Below are 22,645 nucleotides of genomic sequence, written 5' to 3'. Positions count from 1 at the left end.
TATTCACTGTCACTGTGAAGGACTCTCATGATCGAACTGAAACACTTACGGACGCTGCAGGCACTGCGCAATACCGGCTCTCTGGCCGCAGCGGCTGCTCAACTCCATCAGACGCAATCGGCTCTTTCGCATCAGTTCAGCGATCTGGAGCTGCGTCTGGGCTTTAAGCTGTTCGTTCGCAAAAGCCAGCCGCTGCGCTTTACCGCGCAGGGAGAGATTCTGTTGCAGTTGGCAGAGCAGGTATTGCCGCAGATTCAACAGGCGTTACAGGCCTGCCACGAGCCGCATCAGGCTACGCTGCGCATCGCCATCGAATGCCACAGTTGCATCCAATGGCTGACGCCGGCGCTGGATAATTTCCGCCAGCGCTTCCCGCAGGTGGTGATGGACTTCAAATCCGGGGTGACGTTTGATCCGCAGCCGGCGTTGCAACAGGGCGAGCTGGATCTGGTGCTGACGTCCGATATTTTACCGCGTAGCGGGCTGCATTATTCGCCGATGTTCGACTTTGAAGTGCGGCTGGTGCTGGCACCGGATCATCCGCTGGCCAACAAACCGCATATCGAACCGCAAGACCTGATTGATGAAACCCTGATGATTTACCCGGTACAACGCCAACGTCTGGATATCTGGCGCCATTTCCTGCAGCCGGCCGGCATTAGCCCGGCATTGAAGAGCGTCGACAATACCCTGCTGCTGATCCAGATGGTCTCGGCACGCATGGGCATTGCCGCGCTGCCACACTGGGTGGTGGAAAGCTTCGAGCGCCAGGGGCTGGTGATCACCAAAACGCTGGGGGACGGTCTGTGGAGCCGGCTGTACGCCGCGGTACGTGACGGCGAGCAGCGACAGGCGGTGACCGAAGCGTTCATCCGCTCAGCGCGCCAGCACGCCTGCGATCATCTGCCGTTCGTGCGCGACGCCGCCCGCCCCAACGCCAGCGTAGCTACGGTGAAACCTTTGGCGCCACCCAACGGCGATGCACCCATAGCGAAGCTATAATCACCGCCCCGCCGATGATAAAGCTCGGCCAGTGCGGTTGCTGTTGCCAAATCGCCAGATTGACCAGCAATCCGGCGGGTACATGCATATTGTTCATGATGCCGAGCGTACCGGCATCCACCTGGGTCGCGCCGTAGTTCCACATGAAATAGCCCAGCCCGGACGCCACCACGCCCAACCACACCAGAATGCCCCATTGCAGGCCGGTGGTAGGCAGTTGGTGCGGATTGCCCCACAGCAGCCAGGCCACCACCGCTACCGCCAGCGCACCAAGGTAAAACCAGGAAAATGCGGTATGCTGTGGCAACGGGTGCACTTCCATCAGCCGCTTATAACCCACCATGCCGATGGCGAAGCTGATGTTCGCCGCCTGTACCAGCAGCAGCCCCCACCAGAAATGCTCGCTGACCTGATGGTAGCGGATAATTGCCGCCCCCAGTACCGCCAACAGCGCGCTGAATACATAGCCCCAGCGCAAGCGACGACGACTGATAAGATCATAGATTAACGTGATATACAGCGGCGTCAGCACGGTAAACAGCAGGAATTCCGGCACCGACAGATACATATAGGCGCGGAAACTCAGCAGATACATAATGCCGAGCTGACAGGCGCCCACCAGCATATACAGCAGGATCACCCGCCCCTTGATGTTGCGCCAGCGCAGGAACGGCAAGAAAACCAGCGCCGCCAGCCCAATGCGCATCAATACTGAAAACCAGCTGTCCACCTGGCCCGCCAGATATTCGCCAATCAGGCTAAAAGAAAATGCCCATAAAATGGTAGTAATAACCAGGAGTAACACGTCAATTGGGTCCTAACAGGGGTAAAAAGGCGATTGTAACGGATAGCCAGCGGCAGCGCGGCGCAAAGTGGGTTTACATGTGACTGATAATTGACCTGTCGCGCGTTTTTGCCACGATAGGTTAGGATTAAACCAGGAGGAACAGATGATGATACGTCAATACGGTCTTATTGCCCTGTTGCTGATGCCCTGGCTGGCATCAGCGGAAAACGGCGTCACTACGCTGAGCGGGCAACAGCAATTTCTTAACCAGCGCAGTCAGCAGCAGCAACAACAGCGCACGCTGAATAATCAGCAACTTGACCAGCGGCGTTTGCAGCAACAGCGCCAGTTTGATAATAACCAGCAGCAATTGTTGCAAACGGCACCGAAAAACCGCCAGATGCTGCCAAACGGCAATCAGCCGAACAATCCGTTCAAGCGCACCACGCCGGCGGTGCCTGGCGTACCGTTACCGGCCGGTTCGCGCTGATTTAAAAATCTGCGCCGATCAGATCGATACGGTCGGTGCAGATGCAATCCACGCCCCAGTCGAGCAGCAGGCGCGCACGCTGCGGGCTGTTGACGGTATACACCAGAATGTGCAGCCCGGCCTGCTTCAGCTGCTGCACGCGCGCTTCGGTCAAGGCCTGATGATCGATATGCAGCGACACGCAGCCGAGCTGCTCGGTCAGTTCACGCCAGTTTTCCTGCCATGCCTCCAGCAGCAGACCGCGCGGCAGTTCCGGCACCGCGACCTGAGCCGCAGCCAGTGCCGCCACGGAAAATGACGACAGCAGCGGATCGGTTTGCCCCTGCCAGAGCAGGTGCGCCGCCAGCGCGATTACCCGGCCGGTTTCCTCCTCACTGCCGGTGGTCGGCTTAATCTCGATGTTGGCCATCAGGCCATGCTGTTTGCAACGCTCCGCCACTTCGACCAGCAACGGCAGACGTTCCCCTTTAAAGGCCGCGCTGTACCAGTTGCCGGCGTCCAGCTGCGCCAGTTGTTCCCACGACAGATCGCCCGCCACGCCCCAACCGTTACTGGTACGGTCCAGCGTGTCGTCATGCAGCAGAAAAATCTGCCCGTCCTGCGCCAGTTTGGCGTCGAATTCGATCATTTTATGGCCGTGACGGGCGCCGACGTCAATGGCCGCCAGAGTATTTTCCGGTGCCAGTGCGCCGCCGCCACGGTGAGCGACAATATGAGGGTAAGGCCAGGCTGGGGTCATCATTCGATCCGTAATCCGCTTTGAGTATCAAAAAAGTGCAACGCGTGTGCGGGCAGTTGTAAATATAACGTGCTGCCCGGCGACGGCAAGTTTTCATGCGACAACCGCACGATCACCCCGACGCCGCCCCACTGACCGTGGGCCAGGTTATCGGCCCCCAGCAGCTCCAGCGTTTGTAGCGCTAACGCAATGCCCTGCTGTGGATCATCGACCAACTGAATGTGTTCCGGACGGATGCCCAACGTCACGCGACGACCGCTCCATTCGCTACGTGCCTGTGGCAGCGGCAGCGCACTGCCGTCGCCCAACAGCAGTTGGCGACCGTCGGCGCTGAGGATCCCCGGCAGCAGGTTCATCGCCGGCGAACCGATAAAGCTGGCGACAAACAGCGAAGCCGGACGCTGATACACCTCGCTCGGCGTGCCAATCTGCTCCGCCACGCCCTTGTTCATCACGATCACCCGCTGCGCCAGCGTCATTGCCTCCACCTGATCGTGGGTGACGTACAGGCTGGTGGTTTTCAGCCGGCGGTGCAGCTGTTGCAGCTCCAGCCGCATTTGTACCCGCAGTTTGGCATCCAGGTTGGACAGCGGCTCATCGAACAGAAATACCGCCGGCTCACGCACGATGGCACGCCCCATCGCCACGCGCTGGCGCTGACCGCCGGACAGTTCGCGCGGCTTGCGCAGCAGCAGCGGCCCCAGCTCCAGAATGCGCGCCGCTTCCTCAACCCTTTGGCGGATATGCTGTTTGCCAAAACCACGGATTTTCAGGCCGTATGCCATATTGTCGTACACGCTCATATGCGGATACAGCGCGTAGTTCTGAAACACCATCGCAATCCCGCGATCCTTGGGCTCCAGTTCGCTGACGCGGCGGCCGTCGATATAGATATCACCGCTGGAAATACGCTCCAGGCCGGCCACCATACGCAACAGCGTCGACTTGCCGCAGCCCGACGGCCCGACCATCACGATAAATTCACCGTCCGCCACATCCAGATCAAACGGTTGAATCACGGTGTTCTTGCCGTCGTAGGATTTGGTGACTGCCTGTAATTTTAAGCCTGCCATTTATTTCTCACTGTCTACCAGACCGCGCACAAACCAGCGCTGCATCAGAAGAACCACCGCAACCGGTGGAATTAACGTTAATAACATTGCCGCCATCACCTGATTCCACTGGGTCGGCGCACCGGAAGTAGAAATCATGCTTTTAATGCCCGCCACCGCGGTTCCCATCGCCGGATCGCTGGTAATCAGAATCGGCCACAGGTACTGGTTCCAGCCGTAGATAAAGGTGATAACGAACAGCGCCGCCAGATTGGTTTTCGACAGCGGCAGTACGATGTCCCAGAAAAAGCGCATCGGCCCGGCTCCATCGATGCGCGCCGCTTCCAGCAACTCATCCGGCAAGGTCATAAAGAACTGCCGAAACAGGAAGGTCGCGGTCGCCGACGCCATCAGCGGCAGGGTCAGGCCGGTGTAGCTGTCGAGCATGTCGAGATTGGCGATCACTTCCACCGTCGGGAAAATACGCACCTCTACCGGCAGCATCAGGGTGAGGAAGATCAGCCAGAAACACAGGCTGCGCAGCGGGAAGCGGAAATAGACGATCGCATAGGCCGACAGCATCGACACCGCAATCTTGCCAACGGTAATCGCCAGCGCCATCACCAGGCTGTTGAGCAGCAACAGCGAAAACGGCGCCTTGACGTTGCCCACCCCGCCCTGCCAGATCTGGCTGACGTTTTCCCACAGGTGACCGCCGGGGATCAAGCTCATCGGCACCTGAAATACCTGCCGATCGTCCAGCGTGGCGGCAACCAACGCCACGTACAGCGGGAACAGGATCAGCAGCACGCCGAGCAGCAGCATGACATGGCAGAAAATATCCAGCCCGCGTCGATTTTCTATCATTGGTAGCGCACCTTACGTTCGACAAAGCGGAACTGGATCACCGTCAGACCAATCACCAGCAGCATCAACACCACCGACTGCGCCGCCGAGCTGGCAAGATCCAGGCCGGCGAATCCTTCGCGATAAATCTTGTAGATCAGCGTGGTGGTGGACTGTACCGGGCCGCCGCCGGTGGCGGCATCGATCACCGGGAAGGTGTCGAAGAAGGCGTAAACCAGATTGACCACCAGCAAAAAGAAGCTCACTGGCGAAATCAGCGGCAGCGCCAGGTTGAAGAAGCGCCGCACCGGACCGGCACCGTCAATTGCTGCCGCTTCCACCAGCGAGCGGGGAATCGACTGTAACGCCGCCAGGAAAAACAGAAAGTTGTAACTGATTTGCTTCCACACCGAAGCCAGCACCACCAGGAACATCGCCTGGCCGCTATGCTGGGCGTGGTTCCAGTCATACCCCAGCGCCGCCAGCGCGTGGGTAATCAGCCCCAACCCCGGGTTGAACAGGAATATCCACAGCACCGCCGCCACCGCCGGCGCAACCGCATACGGCAACAGCAGCAGGGTTTGATACAGTCGGCTGCCGTGCAGTACGTGATCCACCAGCGCGGCCAGAAACAGCGACACCAGCAGACCGATGCCGGCCACCAGAAAGCTGAACACCAGCGTGGTGTAGAACGAATCGAGATAATACGGATCGTGGAGCAACTGGGTGAAGTTATCCATCCCGACGAACTGGCTGGAAAGGCCGAACGGATCGAGGCTTTGCACCGAATACCACAGCGCTTCGCCAGCAGGCCACAGGAAGAATATCGCGGTTATCAGCAACTGCGGCAGCACCAGCGCATAGGGCAGCCAGCTGCAAGCGAAACCGGTACGTTGTGAACTCATAATCAGGAACTCATGCAGACTAAAGACGGGCGACCTGGCGTGAAACGCCATGCGCACAGCCAGAGAGCGAGCGCCGCCCAATCCCGGAATGGCAAAGCACGGTAACCGTTATTACCGGGTCTGAGATTCGAAACGGCGCAGTAACACGTCGCCACGCTGTACGGCGGCATCCAGCGCCTGTTGCGGGCTCTTTTTGCCAGTCCAGACGCTTTCCAGCTCTTCATCCACCACGGTACGAATCTGTGGCATATTGCCCAGACGCAGGCCTTTGGTGAACGGCAACGGCGGCTTGTTCAGCATCTGGCGCGTCGCCACGTCGGCCCCCGGGTTCTTGTCGTAGAAGCCCTGCTGTTTGGTCAGATCATAAGCGGCGCTGGTAATCGGCAGATAGCCGGTCTTCTGATGCCATTCGGCAGCGATTTCCGGCTGTGTCAGATATTGCAGGAATTCGGCGACGCCTTTGTAGGTGGCAGCGTCTTTGCCATTCATCACCCACAGGCTGGCCCCGCCAATAATGGCGTTTTGCGGCGCGTTCTTGACGTTGGCATCATACGGCATCATGCCTACGCCGAAATTGAATTTGGCGTACTGCTTGATGTCGGCCAACGAGCCGGAAGAGGCGGTGGTGATGGCGCAGTCGCCGTTGTAAAACTTCTCGGTGGATTCGTCTTTACGGCCAAAGTAGCTGAAGTCGCCCTTCTGGTTCATGTCTGCCAACAGCTGAATGTGCTGCACCTGCAACGGCTGGTTGAACTCCAGTTTGGCGCTGGTGCCACCAAAACCGTTGTTCTCGCTGGCGAACGGCACACCGTGCCAGGCGCTGAAGTTTTCCAGCTGGATCCAGCCCTGCCAGCCGCTGGCGTAGCCACACTTCATGCCGGCTGCACGCAATTTGGCGCTGTAGGCCGCCAGATCCTGCCAGGTTTTCGGCGGCTGCTCCGGGTTCAGCCCGGCCTTTTTGAAAGCGTCCTTGTTGTAATACAACACCGGCGTGGAGCTGTTGAACGGCTGTGACAGCAGTTGGCCGCTTTTGTTGTCGGTGTAATACCCGGCGACCGTCGGTACAAACACCGACTGGTCGAATTTGATGCCGGCGTCGGCAAACACCTGATGTACCGGTTTGATCGCCTTGCTTGCCATCATGGTGGCCGTGCCTACTTCGTAAACCTGCAAGATGGCCGGCGCCTTGCCGGAACGATAAGCGGCAATGCCCGCCGCCAGACTTTGCTCGTAGTTGCCTTTGTAAACCGGCACGATCTTGACGTCGCTGTGTGTCTGGTTAAAGCGATCCGCCAGCGAATCCACTTCTTTGCCCAGTTCACCTTCCATTGAGTGCCAGAACGGGATCTCGGTCGCCGCCAGTGCCTGAGTGCTGACCGCCAGGGTCAACGCGACGCACAGCGTGGTTTTTCGAATTGTGAGCATGCCTAACTCCTGAAAAAAGCTGGTGTATCCCCCTGGCCTTGATGTCGCGACGGCATTGGCTAACCGCTGCTATCTCAACCAGTTGGCTGACAATGCTGACGGTCAGCGACCTGCTGCGACAGACAATCCCTGGGGGCAATAAGCGCGTGAGCGAAAAGAATCAGTTTTTGTTCGGAAGCCAACATGCCATGCACGGATGACAGATTAATAACGATTGCATGACAGCGATGTGACGGCAGGGTGAAATGCAGATTGCGGTTTGATGTCGGCGGCGCGGGAATAACGCGCCGCCGTGGCGTTTACAGCGAGCGACGCAAGCGAGCGACGGCTTCCTGCATTTGCTGTTCGGTGGCGGTCGCGAACGACAGGCGGAAGGTGGAGCGATCAGGATTATCGGCGAAGAAATATTCCCCCGGCACGAACACCACGCCGTTTTCCAGCGTGGTGTTCAGCCATTCGGTGGCATTGAACGGCTGACGGAAGCGCGCCCACAGGAACATCCCGCCTTTTGGCATATCGAAGCTGATGGTATCGCCCAGCTCACGGGATACCAGTTCAGCGAGGATCTCGCCCTTGTGCTGGTACGCCGCGCGGATCTTGTCGATCTGCGCCGGCAGGCGATCGAGGCCAAGATAGCATTCTACGATACTCTGCGACAGGGCACTGGCATGCAGATCGGCCGCCTGTTTGATGATCGCCACCTTGTGCAGCAGCACCGGCGGCAGAATCGCCCAGCCCAGGCGTAACCCTGGCGCCAGGATCTTGGAAAACGTCGAAGTGTAGATAACGTTGTCGGTATGGCCCAGCAACTGCTGCGAGACCTGATGCAGCGTGGCGTTGCGCTGGTCGGTAAAGCGCAACTCACCGTACGGATCGTCCTCGATAATCAGGAAGTTATGCTCCACCGCCAGCTTCACCAGCAGTTCACGACGCGACGCGCTCAGCGTCAGGCCGCTCGGGTTGCCAAAGTTCGGCACCACGTAAACCCCTTTGATGCGCTGGGTTTTCAGCAGTTCGGCCAGCTCTTCAACCACCATGCCGTCGCTGTCGGAAGACACCGACATCACTCTGGCTTCGGCCAGTTCCAGCGTTTGCAACGCCGCCAGATAGGTTGGCCGCTCCACCACAAACACATCGCCAGGGTTGACGATGGCGCGCATCACCAAATCCAGCGCCTGTTGCGAGCCGGCGGTGACCATCACCTCTTCTGGCCGCGCGCCAATACCGCGCTCGGCACACAGCGTGCAGATGCGTTGACGCAGCACCGGACTGCCTTCGGTCAAGCCATATTGGAAGGCGCTTTTTGGCTGTTCGGTGATCGCCTGATGGGTCGCAATGCTCAGCCCTTCAAAGTCAAACAGCGCGTCCGAGGGAATACCGCCGGCCAGCGAAATCACATTTGGCATTTTGCTGTGCTTGAGCAATTCACGGATGGCGGAGCTTTTGACGTTAACGATGCGCTGGGCGAGCAGTCCTTCTGTCTTCATTTCTTATTCTCGTAATCGTTTATAGGATCCAGCCGGATATCCTCTGGCAGATATTCCACAGAATACCCTATGGATTTCGAGTTACAGCCAGGCAGCCAGCTCACTCCTCACCAGAAGCTTACTCGAGTAAGTAACGGAAGGGAGTAAGAGCAGTTAACAACGCTGTAGCTTGCAAGACGACGGGTAGTTAACCGCCGAGATACGCCGACCTCACTGCTTCATTGGCGAGCAATGCGGCACCGGTATCTTCCAACACCACGCGGCCATTTTCCAGCACATAACCGCGATCCGCCAGTTTCAGCGCCTGATTGGCGTTTTGTTCCACCAGGAAGATGGTCATCCCTTCTTCACGCAGTTGCTGAATGATGTCGAAAATCTGCTGAATGATGATTGGCGCCAGCCCGAGCGAGGGTTCGTCCAGCAGCAGCAGCTTTGGCTGACTCATCAGCGCACGACCGATGGCCAGCATCTGCTGTTCGCCGCCGGACATGGTACCGGAACGCTGACTGCGGCGTTCCAGCAGGCGTGGAAACAGGTTGAACACCCGCTCAATGCGCTGTTGGTATTGCTGACGATTGGCAAAAAATCCGCCCATCGCCAGGTTTTCTTCTACCGTCATGCGCGAAAAAACCCGCCGCCCTTCAGGCACAATCGCCACCGCTTCCCGCATGATACGTGAGGTCTGCCATTGGGTAATGTCCCGATCGAGCAGCGTGACGCTGCCTTCGCTGGCACGCGGTTCGCCGCACAGAGTACCCAGCAGCGTGGTCTTGCCGGCGCCGTTCGCGCCAATCAGGGTGACAATCTCCCCCTGCTGTATGTTCAGACTGACCTGATGCAGTGCCTGAATCTTCCCGTAATGGGCGGAAACCTGATTAAACGACAACATTATGCTTCCCCCAGATACGCCCGGATCACGTCCGGGTTGTTACGAATTTCTTCTGGCGTGCCCTGCGCCAACGGCGTTCCCTGATTCACAACATAGATACGATCGGAAATGCCCATCACCAGTTTCATGTCGTGCTCAATCAACAGCACTGACACGTTGTGCCGATCGCGCAGCTCGACGATCAGATGATCCAGCTCGTCGGTTTCCTTCGGGTTCAGGCCTGCCGCCGGTTCGTCCAGCATCAGCAGCTCCGGCCGCGTCACCATGCAGCGGGCGATTTCCAGCCGCCGCTGCTGGCCGTAAGCCAGATTTCCCGCCGAGCGGTTGGCCATATCCAGCAGGCCGACGCGTTCCAGCCACACCGCCGCCCGCTCCAGCGCATCGGCTTCGGCCCGGCGAAATCCCGGGGTTTTCAACAGTCCGGCGAACACGCCGCTTTTCAGGTGCTGGTGCTGGGCAACCAGCAGGTTTTCTACCACCGTCATTTCACGAAACAGCCGCACATGCTGGAAGGTTCGCACCACCCCCATGCGGGCGATGGCCTGGCCGTTCAGCCCTTCAAGATGCCGATCGCGCAGCCGGATACTGCCGCTGGTCGGGCGATAAAAGCCGGTCAGGCAGTTGAATACCGTGGTTTTCCCGGCGCCGTTAGGGCCGATCAACGAAACGATTTCACCCTGGTGCAAATCCAGCGCGACGTTATTCACCGCCAGCAGACCACCGAAACGCATCGACAGTCCTTCAACCGCCAATAAAGGCTGCGCACTCATGGCCGCTCTCCTTTTACCGCGTGAATATCTGCCGCTTTCAGCTTCAGCTGAGGACGTTTCATTGGCAACAGTCCCTGCGGTCGCCAGATCATCATCAATACCATTAGCGCACCCAACAGCAACATGCTGTATTCATTCAAATCACGCATCATTTCACGCGACACTACCAGCAGAATCGCCGCCAGAATGACCGCAAACTGCGAGCCCATGCCGCCAAGTACCACAATCGCCAGTACGAACGCCGACTCGACGAAGGTGAAGGACTCCGGGCTGACAAACCCCTGGCGTGCCGCAAACAGCGTACCGGCAAAGCCGGCGAAGGCGGCGCTGATGGTGAACGCCGTCAGCTTGATTTTGGTTGGACTGAGGCCAAGCGAACGGCAGGCGATTTCATCCTCGCGCAGCGCTTCCCAGGCACGCCCCAGCGGCATGCGCAGCAGACGGTTGATAACGAACAGCGTCAGTACCACCAGCAGCAACGCCACCAGATACAGGAAGATGATGCGATCGCTCGGATCGTATTGCAGCCCAAAGAAATTGTGGAAGGTGTCCCAGCCGCCATCGCGCGCGCTGCGGCTGAATTCCAGCCCGAACAGCGTGGGTTTGGGGATCTGGCTGATGCCGTTTGGCCCACCGGTAATGTCGGTATTGTTGAGCAGCAAAATACGTACGATCTCGCCGAACCCCAGCGTCACAATCGCCAGATAATCGCCGCGCAGACGCAATACCGGGAAACCCAGCAGGAAACCGAACGCCGCAGTAACGATACCCGCCAGCGGCAGACTTTCCCAGAATCCAAGGCCGTAATAGTGATTCAGCAGCGCATAGGTGTAAGCGCCAATGGCATAAAAACCGCCGTACCCCAGCACCAGCAGCCCGGACAGCCCCACCACCACGTTCAGACCCAGGCCCAGCATGACGTAGATCAGCGTCAGGGTAGCAATATCCACCGTGCCGCGCGACACGAAAAACGGCCAGGCAACGGCGGCAATGATCAACAGCGCCGCCAACAGCTTCTGCCGTAGCGTGGTACCGTCAAAACTCGGCAGCACCCACGACGGGCCGGACATCTTGCCGAGTCCCTGCTGCATCAATGGCCGCAGCAGTTGGAAGAAAAACACCACCGCGCAGCCAATGCCAATCCACATCCAGCGGACTTCCGCCGCGCCATGCACTACCAGCCGGGTGCCTTCCAGGCTCAGCTGCATGCCCATCAGAAACGACGCCATCACCAGCAGCACCAGCGTGGCGATAACCGCATTAAGCAGGTTGAGCTTCATACTTTCTCAACCTCCGGACGGCCCAGGATGCCGGTCGGCATCACCAACAGCACCACGATCAGCAAGGCGAACGATACGACGTCCTTATATTCGGCGCTCAGGTACGCCGAGGTCAGCGCTTCGGCCACCCCGAGCACCAATCCACCGATCATTGCCCCCGGAATGCTGCCAATCCCCCCCAGCACCGCAGCGGTGAAGGCCTTCATGCCCGCCATAAAACCGATATAAGGGTTGATCACGCCATAGAACTGTCCCAGCAATACGCCGGCAACCGCCGCCATCACCGCGCCAATCACGAAGGTCAGCGAAATCACGCGGTCGGTATTGATGCCCAGCAGGCTGGCCATTTTCAGATCTTCGGCACAGGCGCGGCAGGCACGTCCCATGCGCGAATAGCGGATAAACAGCGTCAGCGCCAGCATCGCCAGGAAGGTCACCAGCCAGATGATGATTTGCATGGTGCTGACGGTGGCGGCGAAGCCGTTGCTTTCACCCAATACCCAGCGCCCGGTAACCAGGCTCGGCAGCGCGACGTCACGGGAACCCTGCGTCAGACTGACGTAGTTTTGCAGAAATATTGACATGCCGATGGCGGAGATCAGGGCGATCAGGCGCTTGGAATGGCGCACCGGCTTGTAGGCCACGCGTTCGATGCTCCAGCCGTAGGCGCTGGCAATCACGATCGACGCCAGGAAACCGGCACCGATCAGCAACCAGCTGGCATCGATGCCCATCATCATCAGCGCGGCAATGGCGATAAACGAGACATAACTGCCAATCATGTAGACCTCGCCGTGGGCGAAGTTGATCATGCCGATAATGCCGTAAACCATGGTGTAACCAATGGCGATCAGCGCATAGGTACTGCCCAGCGTGACGCCATTGAACATTTGCTGCAGAAAATAGAGAAACTGCTCTGACATACTCGAACCCTTGGCTGCGCTTTGATAGCAGCCTGGAATAAAATCGCTAAAGACGTTTATGCCCAATGGATTCCACGTTACTGCCAACCACGCCGCAAGGTGAAAAACGCCGGGTATACCCTAAATAATTGGCGCTGCATCAAGGCGGCAAGGCCGTAAATCCCCAGTCGCTTAATCAACCAAACGGCTGGGGCATGGAGGCGGTCAGCCCAGAGGCAGCTGCAAGTATGACGGGTATTTATTTGATTGGCGTTGAGCTACCGTCGGCATGCCATTCGAACACGCCAAACTCAAAGCCTTTCAGATCGCCCTTGTCATCCCAGCTCAGCGGCCCCATCACCGTGTCTACCGGTTTGCCGCTCTTCAGATCCTTGACGATGTCTTCCGGCTCTTGACTGCCGCTGCGCTCCATCCCGGTGGTCAGCGATTGCAGCGCGGCATAGGTGGTCCAGACGAACGGCCCGGTCGGATCCAGCTTTTTGGCTTTCAGAGCATCCACGACGGCTTTGTTGGCCGGTACCTGATCGTAGCGTTTTGGCAGCGTGACCAGCATGCCTTCAGACGCGGCGCCAGCGATGTTGGACAGCGATGAGTTGCCCACACCCTCTGGCCCCATAAAGCGGGTAGTCAGACCGGCCTGCTTGGCCTGGCGCAGGATCTGCCCCATTTCCGGGTAATAGCCGCCGAAGTAGACGAAATCCACGTTCTCTTTTTTCAGGCGTGCGACCAGCGTGGAGAAGTCTTTGTCGCCGGCGGTGATGCCTTCAAACATCACCGGCTTGACGCCGGCCTTTTGCAGGCTGTCACGCACCGAACGCGCCAGGCCTTCACCGTATTGCTGCTTGTCATGCACCACGGCAATGCGCTGCGGTTTGATGGTTTCCATGATGTATTTGGCGGCGGTCGGCCCCTGATCGGAATCCAGACCGGTGGTGCGCATGATCATTTTGTAACCGCGGGTGGTCAGATCGGCATTGGTGGCAGCCGGGGTAATCATGATCACGCCTTCATCTTCATAAATGTCCGACGCAGGTTGGGTCGACGAGGAACACAGATGGCCGATAACGTAGCGGATGCCGTCATTGATCACTTTGTTGGCCACTGCCACCGCCTGTTTGGGGTCGCAGGCGTCGTCATATTCCACCGCCACCAGCTTGTCGCCCTTGATGCCACCTTTGGCGTTGATATCGGCAATCGCCTGACGCGCGCCGGTAAACTCCATATCGCCATATTGCGCTACCGGGCCGGACATCGCACCAACGATCGCTACCTTGATATCTTTCGCCATGGCGGCATGGCCGATCGCCATCGCGATACAGCCGGCCAGCAGCGCTTTACCTGTTGTTAATTTCATCCGCGTTATCCCCTTTGTCGTTGTGAACGTGCCGTTGTGTTTGCCCAACCCAATCGCTAATTATCACTAATATCCATAAGTAATAATGATTTAGGTGTTTATCTGGCAATATTTTCTAATAAGACTTTATTTTTCATGCCATTAAACAGGAATTTTATTCTGCAAATCAACTGGCACAACCAGAAACAAGCGGTGTAAACAGCATAAAACTCGGATGAGATCTGCGCCATTTTGCGCCGAAGATAGTGTGTTGTGCTGGTTAACGATCTGTTTACTAATTTTTTACTCGGAAAACGTGTCTGGCAAAAAACATTCTGCGTAGTCTTCGTACAGAAAAAGTTACACAACCAGCCAGGCAAGATCCATTACACTGACAGCATCGATAATTCGTTCGGAAATCTGCATGAAACTGACCATCGAGCGGTTAACCGCACTGTCCGCCCAGGATCTGATCGACCTGGGTAAAATCTGGCCTCAGCAACAGCCGGCACAGTGGCAGGAATGGCTGGAGGGCGACAAGGCGCTGTTCGGCGCACGTTTCAATCAACGGCTGCTGGGCGCCATGAAAGTCACGCTGGAGGGCGAGCGCGCGCATCTGCACGATCTGCTGGTACGCGACGTTACCCGCCGCCGCGGCGTAGGGTTGTATCTGGTACAGGATGCACAGCGTCAATTGCCACAGGTGGCGCATTGGCAGCTGTCCACCACCGGTCTTGCTCCACGTGAGCGTGGTGAAGTCGACAATTTCATGCGCGCCTGCGGTTTTCGCGCGCAGGGTGATAGCTGGTATAAATGAGACGCAGGCTAGCCGCGTTAGCAATGATCGCGCTGGCGCTGGCGGCGTGGTTTGCCGGCCGCCAGCAAGGATTGCAGCCACCGCCCCTGGATCAGCAGGTCTACCTGTGGCAACGGGTCTGGACAGCGCAACATGCGCAGGCGCTGGCGGACAGCAAGCCGCTGTTTTCCACATTGCGCGTGCTCGGCCTGCAGGTACATGCACACGACAGAGTGCGGCCGATCCCGGTCAATAGCGCATTGCTGCGCCAGGATGGACGCCCGCTGTGGCTGGTAGCACGTATCGACGGCCAACTGCCGCAGCCTGACGCGGCGTCGATTCGCCTGGCGGTGCTGCAACAGCTGCAACGCTGGCAAGCCGCCGGGCTGAACGTCACCGGCATTGAGATCGATCATGACGCGGCCACCGCGCGTCTGCCGCAGTATCGCGATTTTATCCAACGTTTGCGCCAGCAGTTGCCGCCGTCGATACAGCTCAGTATTACCGCGCTACCTGCCTGGCTGAATTCACCGACGCTGGCCGCATTGCTGCGCGAGGTCGACAGTTCGGTGCTGCAGGTACACGCCGTGCTGTCTCCCCGTCAGGGGCTGTTCAACGGCGTGCTGGCGCTGCAATGGGCACAGCGCTACGCGCGGGTGTCCACCCAGCCGTTCCGCCTGGCGTTACCGGCCTATGGCATGGGGCTGGTGGGCTTTGATGCACAAGGCCCGCAGGTAGAAAGCGAAGCGTCGTTGCGGGTGGCTGGCGCCATACAGGAACTGACGGTGGCGCCGCAACAGGTGGCCGATGTCCTGCAGCGCCTGGCGGCTCAGCCGGTCGCTCATCTGCGCGGCATCGTCTGGTTTCGCTTGCCGCTGCCCAACGACCGGCGCGCCTGGTCGCTGACAACGCTGCGTGCGGTGATAGAACAGCAACCGCTGGTCGCCCACTGGCAGGTAAAAATCCGCCCGCAAGCACGGCAAAACGGCTTATATGATCTGATAATACACAATAGCGGTCCGGTGGATGCGCCGCTGCCGGCAGCGGTCGATATCGCCGCCAGCGACTGTCTGGCCGCCGACGCGGTGGGCAATTACCGGTTGGAATCCACCCCGCAACAGCAGCGCTTTATCCGCACCGGCAACGATCTGGTTCGTGCCGGACAATCGCGCCCGTTAGGTTGGCTGCGCTGCCAACAATTGACGCCAGGAGGCACCCTTGTCACACCGTGATGTACGTTCAGGCCGGCCACTACCGCTAGCCTTGTTGATCGGCGCCGCATTGACCGCGCCGCTCGGCCACGCCTGCGGGCCAGACTTCCCGAATCGGCTGCTGATCGATCGCAATGGCACGCTGCTCACCATGCCGGAAGGCAATTTCGATTTTGAAGCCAGCCGTTTGGTTCCGTTCGACCCACAATTGCCACGCTGGCATGCGCCGCCGCCAGCGCTACCGCCCAGGCCAATGCCGCTGTCACCGGAAACGGTGATTATCAACAAAATGCGCGCCGCCAAAACGGTGGAAGAGGCAGATACGGTCAATAGCCAGGGGATCACTGGCGCGGCGCGGCAATACACGCTGGGCGCGGTGGCGTTCGCGGCCAATGACCCGCGTGCGGCGGAATATTTCAAGCAGGTACTGGCATTGCCGGCCGACCAGCAGGGCGACTGGGGATTGCGGGCACAGTATTCCCTTGGCCGTGTGTTGATGAACGATCGCGGAACGCCGGAAAACCCGGACAACGATACCCCGTCGCAGCCGACGCGTCATCCCGGCGCCGCCGAGCTCAAACAGGCGCTGGCGGCGTTCCAGCAGGTGATCGAGCGCGTACAGAACGGTAGCGACGATCCTGACCAACTGGCACTCAGCAGCCTGGGGCAACAGGCACGCATTCAACTGTGGCTGGGCGACATTCGCGCCGCGGCGCATCTTTATGCCCAGCAGGCGGCGCAAGGGGATGCCAGTGGCGGGCAGTCGCTGCAATACGTTTCGAGTATGCTGGTCAGTCCGGCGCATTTTGCCCAACTCAAACAGATCGTCGACGATCCGCTGATCCAGCAACTGGTCACTGTCGAACTGTTTGCCCGCAGCGCGAATTTGCAAATGCAAGATACCGACGCCGTCGGCAGCCGTTCCAAACAGATTACCCGGCAAATCCTGACGCTTTTAAATGCGTCGGTCAAAACCGGCTTTAACGGCAGCGATCGGCTGGCGGCGCTGGCCTACCGTTCTGGCAATTATCCCCTCAGCGCCAGTCTGTTGAAACACGCTGGTGATTCGGGCCTGGCCTGGTGGCTGCGCGCCAAAATGGCCTTGCGCGACGGCGACGTGAAAACCGCCACCGATGCTTATGCCAAGGCTGCAGCAGCCTTCCCGTCTGACGAAAACTGGGGCGAACAACGCGGCGCAAACTTTGCCGCAGAAACCATCATCCCGGATTGCCGTATTGCCGGTGAACAGGCGATATTGGCGTTAAACCGCGGTGATTATCTGCAGGCGCTGGCCCTGCTGTATCAAGGCAGGGAGCAATATTGGGCCGACGTGGCCGATGTGGCAGAACGGGTGCTGACGGTCGACGAACTGAAGGATTTTGTCGATAAACAGGTACCGGCGCCAAGCACGCCGCTAAAACCGCAACTGGCCAATGAATATCCCGGTCAGCAGTTAACCCCGGCGGTGCAGTTGCGTGAACTGTTGGCGCGGCGGCTGATGCGTGCCGGTCGCTATCAGGAAGCGCTGGACTACTTTGCCGTGCCCAACTACCGCCAGACGGCGCAGCAGGTTGGCGAGGCGCTCAGCGCCGCGACCAATGGCGACAATGGCAAGCTGACGCGTGCGCAGGGGTATTATCAGGCGGCTACCCTGCTGGGCAGCCAGGGGCTGAACCTGACCGGTTATGAAATGACGCCGGATTACGGCATTTACCAGGCCAACTATTCCTCTCTGGGTGACGCCTTCGATACGCGCGAACTGAAGCACAAAAGCTGGATCAGCGTTGCCGAAGCCACCCGCGCCGCCAAAGCGCTGCCACAGCAGGATAACCGCTTTCTGCATTACCGCTGGCAGGCGGTGGGGCTGGCGCAAAAAGCCGCCGATCTGCTACCGCCAAAAAGTCAGGCTTACGCCGCGGTGTTGTGCAACGCCGCCAGTTGGGTTATCAAGCGTGACGCCAAAACCGGTCACGCGCTCTATCAGCGCTACCTCAAGAACGGCACGCCGTACGCTTGGGCGAGCAAATTCGGCTACGACTGCCCTGCTCCAGATTTTGCAGCGCTGAATAACGCCTCTTGAACGGTGTTGTATTTCAGGCATAAAAAAACCCGGCCAAGCCGGGTTTTTCATATGTGTAGCGGATTACGCTTCAATCGCCATTTTCAGTTTCTTCATGGCGTTCTTTTCAAGCTGGCGCACACGCTCTGCGGAAACGCCGTACTGATCGGCCAGTTCCTGCAAGGTGGATTTGTTGTCATCGTCCAACCAGCGGGCGCGAATGATATGCTGGCTGCGTTCGTCCAGACCTTCCAGCGCATAGGCCAGCTTGTCTGCGGCGTTGCTTTCCCAGTTGTCTTCTTCGATGCCTTCGGCAAAGTCGGAGGTTTTGTCCTGCAAATACAGTACCGGCGCCATTGACTGGCCGTCGCGCGCTTCGTCATCCGGCGTAGGATCAAAGGTCATGTCCTGCGCGGCCATGCGCGATTCCATTTCCCGCACGTCTTTGCTGGTCACCCCCAGCTCGCGTGCCACCAGCTCCACTTCGTCCTGGTTGAACCACCCCAGACGCTGTTTGGTTTTACGCAGGTTAAAGAACAGCTTACGCTGTGCCTTGGTGGTTGCTACCTTGACGATACGCCAGTTGCGCAGCACGTATTCATGAATTTCTGCCTTAATCCAATGCACCGCAAAGGAAACCAGACGCACGCCAACCTCGGGGTTGAAGCGACGAACAGCTTTCATCAGGCCGATATTACCTTCCTGGATCAGATCTGCCTGTGGCAGGCCATAGCCGGAATAATTGCGGGCAATATGAGCGACAAAGCGCAGGTGAGACAGGATTAGCTGCTTAGCGGCTTCCAGATCGCCCTGATAATGCAGCCGTTCAGCCAGCTCCCGCTCTTCCTCTGCCGTCAGCATCGGATAGGCGTTGGCTGCCCGAATATAGGCTTCCAAGCTACCTTGGGGTACTAAGGCTAAAGTTTGCATTTCTTTGGTCATTCAAACCCTCTCTTTAAAACGGATCATGCAGGTGAGTCATTACGGCGGGGAGTTGTTGATTTTACGGCAGTTGCTGTTGCAAAAGCGGTTCCGCACGCCGGACACCTTAACATTTGCTGCAAGTTTTGACCGTGTTCCACCCTAAGAGTTCACTGTTTTTCGATCACAATGTTGCTGACAATACGTGACCAAGGCTCAGGATGATAGGGAATTTGTGCGCTTGGGAAAAGGCGCGATCCAAAGGATCCGCTGGGCGCTTCTCCTGCCACACGACAAAACGCAGCAGGAGAAGAGTATACCAAAAAAATTTTATTGTGGTGTAAATCGGCGTAAATGTTGCACCGTCGCCAGCCAGGCGGCGATCCAGCCGATCATCGCTGCGACGATCAGCAGCAACAGCGCTTCGTCCCAGCCGAGGCCATGCAGCGTGAAGGTAGTACCGAACACCTTCGCCACCCCGGTCACCACCGACTCCAGTTTCCACACCAGCGCGCCGGACAACAGCAGCGAGAACAGCGCACCGAAGAAACCAAGCATCGCGCCGCCGTTGAGGAACGGCCGCAGGATGAAGCCATCGGTGGCGCCGATCAGCTTCATCACGTTGATGGTATCGCGGCGGCTGAAGATGCTCAGACGCACGCTGTTGCCGATCACCAGGAACACCGCCACTACCATCAGAATGCCGATAATCGCCGCGACCTGCCCAACCAGCCCGGTTAACGCCGCCAGACGGGCGAACCAGCTGTCGTCCATCCGCACTTCGTCGACGCCCTGCACCGCCGCCACCCGGTCACGCAGCGTATTCAGCGTGTCGGAACTCTGGAAGCTCATCTTCGGCGTGATAATCGCCACCGCCGGCAACGGGTTTTCCTCCAGCATATCGAGCGCACCGCCAAAGCCGGACCAGTTGCGGAATTCACCGCGCGCTTCTTCGCGCGACAGGTAATTGACCTTTTCGACGCCCGCCTCGGCCTTGATGACGTCCAGCACCTTGACCGCCGCGTCATCGTCGAGCGACTTGTCGAGATACACCGTCAGCTGCGGTGTCGGATACCACTGCGTGGCAGCGGTACTGACGTTCTTCCAGACGATATAGCACACGCTCGGCAACGTCAGAGAGATGGCTATTACCATCACCGTCAGCAGCGTCGCCAGCGGTTGGCGCAGCATGTCCTTGATGGCGTTCATCCAGGCATAGCGCCATTGTTCACGCCAGCCGCCGCGCAGCGCCTTGCTCTTGGCGGTTTTTGCGTTATTCGCCATGATGCGCTCCTCCTGCCATACGGCCCTGGCTGAGCGTCAGGATGCGGTAATTGCGCCGGGCGATCAGCCCGGTATCGTGCGTTGCCATCAGCACCGTTACCCCAACGCGGTTAAACTCTTCAAACAGGCGTAGAATGCCTTCGGACAGCGCATCGTCCAGGTTGCCGGTTGGCTCATCCGCCAACAGCACCGCAGGTTTGTTCACCACCGCGCGGGCAATGCCGACACGTTGTTGTTCACCGCCGGACAGCTGGATCGGGAAGTTCTTCGCTTTGTCCAACAGCCCGACCTTGTCCAGTGCTGCCGATACGCGACGACGGATATCCTCGGTGCTGGCACCGGAGATGATCAGCGGCATGGCCACGTTGTCATAGACGGTACGATCCAGCAGCAGATGGTGATCCTGGAAAATCATGCCGATCTGACGACGCAGAAACGGCACCTCACTGTTTTTCAACCGGCTGATGTCGTGGCCGCCAAACCAGATATGGCCGGCGCTTGGCCGTTCAATACCACAAATCAGTTTCAGCAGGGTACTTTTACCCGCGCCGGAATGGCCGGTCAGGAATGCCATCTCTGCCGGACGCAGATGAAAATCAACGCCCTGCAGCGCTTGTCGTCCGCCCAGATAAGCTTTACTGACCTGTTCAAAGCGAATCATCCGTATTAATCCTCTCGGGCAAAAAGTGCCTCAATAAAATCGTCGGCCTTGAAAGGCCGCAAATCTTCGATGCCTTCACCGACACCGATATAACGAATCGGAATGCCGAACTGATCGGCAATGGCGAAGATCACCCCGCCCTTGGCGGTACCGTCCAGTTTAGTCAGAGTGATGCCAGTTAAGCCCACGGCTTCATTAAATAATTTCGCCTGGCTGACCGCATTCTGACCGGTGCTGGCGTCCAGCGTCAGCATAACCTCATGGGGGGCATGCTCGTCCAGTTTTTTCATGACTCGGACGATCTTCTTCAGCTCCTCCATCAAGTGGGCCTTATTTTGCAAACGCCCTGCGGTATCGGCGATCAAGACATCCACGCCACGCGCTTTGGCGGCCTGCACCGCGTCAAAAATCACCGAGGCGGAATCGGCGCCGGTATGCTGCGCCACCACCGGGATACGATTGCGTTCGCCCCAGACCTGCAGCTGTTCGACCGCCGCGGCACGGAAGGTGTCGCCCGCCGCCAGCATTACCGACTTGCCTTCTGCCTGGAACTGGCGCGCCAACTTACCGATAGTGGTGGTTTTGCCAACGCCGTTAACGCCAACCATAAGAATGACATACGGCGTTTTGCCACTGACATCCAGCGGTTGATCCACCTTGGCCAGAATTTCAGACATTTCCTCCTTCAGCTTGCCGTAGAGCGCCTCGGCGTCTTTCAATTGCTTGCGGCTGGCATGCAGCGTGAGGGATTCAATGATTTTACGCGTGGTTTCGACGCCAACGTCGGCAATCAGCAGCTGTTCTTCGAGTTCTTCGAACAGATCGTCGTCGATCTTCTTGCCACGGAACAAGCCAATAAAGCCGGAACCGAGGTTCTGTTTGGTTTTGATCAGGCTGCGCTTCAAACGGGCGAAGAAGCCTTCCTTGCTCGGCCGTTCCTGTTCCTGGGTTACCGCCGGCGCCGCGAGGTCTTCAGCAGTTTCAGACGCTGGGGCGGCGACGATCGGCGCTAACGCGACGCTGGCTGGCAACGGCTGCGCTTCCGGCTCGGATGGCAACACCGATTCTGGCTCGGGCTGGGGTACGTGCGGCTCCGCTGGTTGAGCGGCCGCCTGGACCGGTTCCGGTGCGGGTTCCTGCACGGGTTCCGGCTGTGGCTCTGGCTCTGGCTCTGGCTGTGGCTCTGGCTCTGGCTGTGGTTCCGGCTGTGGTTCCGGCTCTTCTACCGGCGGCTGTTCGACCTCTGGCTCCGGTTCCTTCACCGGCACAATGCGTTCTGGTTCCGGCTCGGCCTGTGGCTCAGGCATTGCGTCTATCTGCGGCTCGGTTTGCGCCAGCGCTTCAGATGACCGTTCTGCCACTACCTGTTCCGTGACGGCAACCACCTCGTCAGCCAACCGTTCAGCCGACGCCGTGCGTTCGACGATGCCCGGCACGTTTTCTGCGATCTGTTCCCCGTTGAGGCTGCCATCCCATTCTCCCGGGGTATCAACCGAGGCGGCCGGCTCAGATTCCTGCGCAGGGAGCTTGTCATCCAGCGTGGGGGCCACCGGCTCGGCCGGTGTCGCTACCGCCTGCTGTTCAGCCTGTTCGGCTGACGGCTCAGGTTGCTGCTGTTGTTCTTCCTTCTGGCCAAAGCCCAGCCAGGAGAAAAACCCACGTTTCTTATCTTTTGCCATGTTGTGACCTTGCTCCGTACCGATGGCTAATAACGAAAATATTTTAACCGCCGAGTCTACCACTTTCCCTCGCGTAGCAACACGCATCCGGCTTGGGAAATCAGGT

The 22,645-nt window shown here is 58.5% G+C and carries 21 protein-coding genes; 5 read left to right on the top strand and 16 right to left on the bottom strand.

The window, feature by feature from the left end; translation table 11 throughout:
* The first annotated feature begins 27 nt into the window (after window positions 1-27).
* A complete protein-coding gene (gene metR, locus ACCC84_RS20255; protein ID WP_004957598.1) occupies window positions 28-1,002 on the top strand; it encodes an HTH-type transcriptional regulator MetR in 975 nt (324 codons plus the stop codon).
* On the opposite strand, the gene ACCC84_RS20250 is transcribed toward metR, so the two are convergent.
* The gene (locus ACCC84_RS20250) at window positions 947-1,807 is read right to left on the bottom strand and encodes a carboxylate/amino acid/amine transporter (protein WP_273868693.1); all 861 of its coding nucleotides are present in this window, start codon (window positions 1,805-1,807) and stop codon (window positions 947-949) included. The genes metR and ACCC84_RS20250 overlap by 56 nt on opposite strands.
* A gap of 145 nt (window positions 1,808-1,952) precedes the next feature.
* On the opposite strand from ACCC84_RS20250, the gene ACCC84_RS20245 reads away from it, so the two are divergent.
* Window positions 1,953-2,279 (top strand): hypothetical protein, encoded by a 327-nt coding sequence (locus tag ACCC84_RS20245; protein ID WP_004957593.1) that lies wholly within the window; start codon window positions 1,953-1,955, stop codon window positions 2,277-2,279.
* Between the two features lies 1 nt (window position 2,280).
* Here the strand turns inward: ACCC84_RS20245 and ugpQ are convergent, their stop codons facing one another.
* From ugpQ to ACCC84_RS20190, 11 genes are all read right to left on the bottom strand, one after another.
* Entirely contained in the window at window positions 2,281-3,018 is a 738-nt protein-coding gene (ugpQ, locus tag ACCC84_RS20240) for a glycerophosphodiester phosphodiesterase (RefSeq protein WP_039991560.1), read from the bottom strand.
* Window positions 3,018-4,091, bottom strand: coding sequence for a sn-glycerol-3-phosphate import ATP-binding protein UgpC (locus tag ACCC84_RS20235; protein ID WP_004957587.1), 1,074 nt, complete (start codon window positions 4,089-4,091; stop codon window positions 3,018-3,020). Before ACCC84_RS20235 ends, ugpQ begins: the two co-directional genes overlap by 1 nt.
* Complete coding sequence (gene ugpE / locus ACCC84_RS20230) at window positions 4,092-4,937, bottom strand: sn-glycerol-3-phosphate ABC transporter permease UgpE (RefSeq protein ID WP_371902209.1); 846 nt, start codon at window positions 4,935-4,937, stop codon at window positions 4,092-4,094.
* Window positions 4,934-5,821, bottom strand: a complete 888-nt coding sequence (ugpA, locus tag ACCC84_RS20225; protein WP_039991558.1) for a sn-glycerol-3-phosphate ABC transporter permease UgpA — start codon at window positions 5,819-5,821, stop codon at window positions 4,934-4,936. Before ugpA ends, ugpE begins: the two co-directional genes overlap by 4 nt.
* 111 nt (window positions 5,822-5,932) lie before the next feature.
* Complete coding sequence (gene ugpB / locus ACCC84_RS20220) at window positions 5,933-7,246, bottom strand: sn-glycerol-3-phosphate ABC transporter substrate-binding protein UgpB (RefSeq protein WP_004957576.1); 1,314 nt, start codon at window positions 7,244-7,246, stop codon at window positions 5,933-5,935.
* A gap of 299 nt (window positions 7,247-7,545) precedes the next feature.
* Window positions 7,546-8,733 (bottom strand): aminotransferase-like domain-containing protein, encoded by a 1,188-nt coding sequence (locus ACCC84_RS20215; protein WP_004957570.1) that lies wholly within the window; start codon window positions 8,731-8,733, stop codon window positions 7,546-7,548.
* 187 nt (window positions 8,734-8,920) lie between these two features.
* Window positions 8,921-9,622, bottom strand: a complete 702-nt coding sequence (gene livF, locus ACCC84_RS20210) for a high-affinity branched-chain amino acid ABC transporter ATP-binding protein LivF (RefSeq protein ID WP_004957566.1) — start codon at window positions 9,620-9,622, stop codon at window positions 8,921-8,923.
* On the bottom strand, window positions 9,622-10,392 hold the full coding sequence (gene livG, locus ACCC84_RS20205) for a high-affinity branched-chain amino acid ABC transporter ATP-binding protein LivG (protein ID WP_004957563.1): 771 nt from the start codon (window positions 10,390-10,392) through the stop codon (window positions 9,622-9,624). The genes livF and livG overlap by 1 nt, the downstream gene beginning before the upstream one ends.
* Window positions 10,389-11,672 carry a high-affinity branched-chain amino acid ABC transporter permease LivM gene (locus ACCC84_RS20200; protein WP_004957560.1) on the bottom strand — a complete coding sequence of 428 codons (1,284 nt, stop codon included), beginning with the start codon at window positions 11,670-11,672 and terminating at the stop codon, window positions 10,389-10,391. The genes livG and ACCC84_RS20200 overlap by 4 nt, the downstream gene beginning before the upstream one ends.
* Window positions 11,669-12,595, bottom strand: coding sequence for a high-affinity branched-chain amino acid ABC transporter permease LivH (gene livH, locus ACCC84_RS20195; RefSeq protein ID WP_004957558.1), 927 nt, complete (start codon window positions 12,593-12,595; stop codon window positions 11,669-11,671). Before livH ends, ACCC84_RS20200 begins: the two co-directional genes overlap by 4 nt.
* Before the next feature lie 238 nt (window positions 12,596-12,833).
* Complete coding sequence (locus tag ACCC84_RS20190; RefSeq protein WP_004957555.1) at window positions 12,834-13,949, bottom strand: branched-chain amino acid ABC transporter substrate-binding protein; 1,116 nt, start codon at window positions 13,947-13,949, stop codon at window positions 12,834-12,836.
* Between the two features lie 403 nt (window positions 13,950-14,352).
* Between ACCC84_RS20190 and panM the strand changes: the two genes are divergently transcribed.
* From panM to ACCC84_RS20175, 3 genes are all read left to right on the top strand, one after another.
* Window positions 14,353-14,745: an aspartate 1-decarboxylase autocleavage activator PanM gene (gene panM / locus ACCC84_RS20185; protein ID WP_004957549.1), complete on the top strand. Its 393-nt coding sequence runs from the start codon at window positions 14,353-14,355 to the stop codon at window positions 14,743-14,745.
* Window positions 14,742-15,956: a DUF3142 domain-containing protein gene (locus tag ACCC84_RS20180; protein WP_371902208.1), complete on the top strand. Its 1,215-nt coding sequence runs from the start codon at window positions 14,742-14,744 to the stop codon at window positions 15,954-15,956. Before panM ends, ACCC84_RS20180 begins: the two co-directional genes overlap by 4 nt.
* A 232-nt stretch (window positions 15,957-16,188) precedes the next feature.
* Window positions 16,189-18,015 carry a hypothetical protein gene (locus ACCC84_RS20175; RefSeq protein WP_371902216.1) on the top strand — a complete coding sequence of 609 codons (1,827 nt, stop codon included), beginning with the start codon at window positions 16,189-16,191 and terminating at the stop codon, window positions 18,013-18,015.
* A 63-nt stretch (window positions 18,016-18,078) separates the two neighbouring features.
* Here the strand turns inward: ACCC84_RS20175 and rpoH are convergent, their stop codons facing one another.
* From rpoH to ftsY, 4 genes are all read right to left on the bottom strand, one after another.
* Complete coding sequence (rpoH, locus tag ACCC84_RS20170; RefSeq protein ID WP_004957540.1) at window positions 18,079-18,936, bottom strand: RNA polymerase sigma factor RpoH; 858 nt, start codon at window positions 18,934-18,936, stop codon at window positions 18,079-18,081.
* Between the two features lie 309 nt (window positions 18,937-19,245).
* The gene (gene ftsX, locus ACCC84_RS20165; RefSeq protein WP_004957534.1) at window positions 19,246-20,199 is read right to left on the bottom strand and encodes a permease-like cell division protein FtsX; all 954 of its coding nucleotides are present in this window, start codon (window positions 20,197-20,199) and stop codon (window positions 19,246-19,248) included.
* Entirely contained in the window at window positions 20,189-20,860 is a 672-nt protein-coding gene (gene ftsE, locus ACCC84_RS20160; RefSeq protein ID WP_004957531.1) for a cell division ATP-binding protein FtsE, read from the bottom strand. Before ftsE ends, ftsX begins: the two co-directional genes overlap by 11 nt.
* A gap of 5 nt (window positions 20,861-20,865) precedes the next feature.
* Window positions 20,866-22,539, bottom strand: a complete 1,674-nt coding sequence (gene ftsY, locus ACCC84_RS20155) for a signal recognition particle-docking protein FtsY (RefSeq protein ID WP_371902207.1) — start codon at window positions 22,537-22,539, stop codon at window positions 20,866-20,868.
* Window positions 22,540-22,645: the final 106 nt, after the last annotated feature.

It is taken from the genome of Serratia odorifera (assembly GCF_041448735.1).
GTDB classification, from domain to species: Bacteria; Pseudomonadota; Gammaproteobacteria; order Enterobacterales; family Enterobacteriaceae; genus Serratia_F; species Serratia_F odorifera.
The sequence above is the reverse complement of the archived record's forward strand: the minus strand, read 5'-3'. Positions and strand labels throughout refer to the sequence as shown.